The following is a 1,187-nucleotide window of genomic DNA, read 5'->3' as shown; positions in this document are numbered from 1 at the left end:
CACCTTGAAAAATCCACTTTTTCGGCGCGTTTTGTAAGTAGTTGATGAACTGCTTACAGGCTTATGCCGAGCGGGGTCAAAAGCGCGGGCAATTCCCTGCGATTCGCCCTGCTTTGTGGCCTGTTCGACCAGTCTTTGGCCGATTCAGGCGACAGCAGATATACCTTCCCTGTCTTTGGTGAGCTGCAGGTAGCGCATCAGGTTGTCGGTCAGGTTCATCAACCCGATCTTGACCTTGGCCGGCGCCAAGCCAATGGTGCGGATGAATTTCCCGCCCAGGCGGTTTTCCTGAAATCCGAAGACGTGCTCGACTCGGGAGCGAACCTGGGAGCGGGTGCGGTTGTTTGCCTGCTGCTCGTCAGTCAGCGGTCGATTACGCTGGCCCTTTTCGCAGCGCTGGCTTTTATAGCCAGCATCCTGCAGAACTTCCTCCGTCTCCTCACGGCGGTAGGCGCTGTCAGCCCAGACCCCCGGAGCCACGTTGTCGGGATCGACCAGATCGTCGAAGACCCGGCTGTCATGCACATTCGCCGGCGTCGTCACAAAGCGGCGAATGAGTTTATGCTCAACATCAACACGGATGTGGTGCTTGTCGCCAAAGTAGCGTTTGCCGCGCTCTCCCGTCCAGCGTCCAGCCACGTCTTTTTGGGCACGCTTGGCCTCACGCCAAGCTGCCACAACCTCACCCGACTTGATCCGGCGATTCTGCGCGCGAGGATTGCGTTGGATCGGCACCGCGACGATGGAGGCATCCATGAGCTGTCCGTGCTTGGCTTCGAACCCTGCCGCTGCCAGAAAGTCCTCAAAGCGGTCGAACCGGGTCTCGAGCAGTCCCAGTTCTTTGAGCCGCTCGCGGAAACGCCACACGGTGGTCGCATCGGGAACCTCGTCCGCGATGCCCAAACCCAAAAAACGCGCAAACCAGAGCCGGTCACGGAGCTGATACTCCACCTGCTCGTTGGCTCGGTTGTAGCGGGTCTGCAACACCAGTATCTTGAGCATCAAGACCACATCGAACGGCTTGCGACCCGCGTTGGATTTGCGTTCCTTCTCGTGCACCGGCTCCAACAGCGCACGAAACTTGTCCCAGGGAATCGCAGCGGTCAGTCGCTCCCGCGGGTCACCGAGCTTGCTGATGCTCCGTAACCGGTTTTCAATGTCGAAGAAGCTGCGCTGGCCCATGGTTC

At 59.1% G+C, this 1,187-nt stretch carries 1 protein-coding gene; it reads right to left on the bottom strand.

Annotated elements, in window-relative coordinates:
* Positions 1 to 144: 144 nt before the first annotated feature.
* Positions 145 to 1,182 (bottom strand): IS5 family transposase, encoded by a 1,038-nt coding sequence (locus BQ17_RS07870; RefSeq protein ID WP_089725905.1) that lies wholly within the window; start codon positions 1,180 to 1,182, stop codon positions 145 to 147.
* Between the last annotated feature and the right edge of the window lie 5 nt (positions 1,183 to 1,187).

It is taken from the genome of Candidatus Thiosymbion oneisti (assembly GCF_900092655.1).
Lineage (GTDB): Bacteria > Pseudomonadota > Gammaproteobacteria > Chromatiales > Chromatiaceae > Thiosymbion > Thiosymbion oneisti.
The sequence above is the reverse complement of the archived record's forward strand: the minus strand, read 5'-3'. Positions and strand labels throughout refer to the sequence as shown.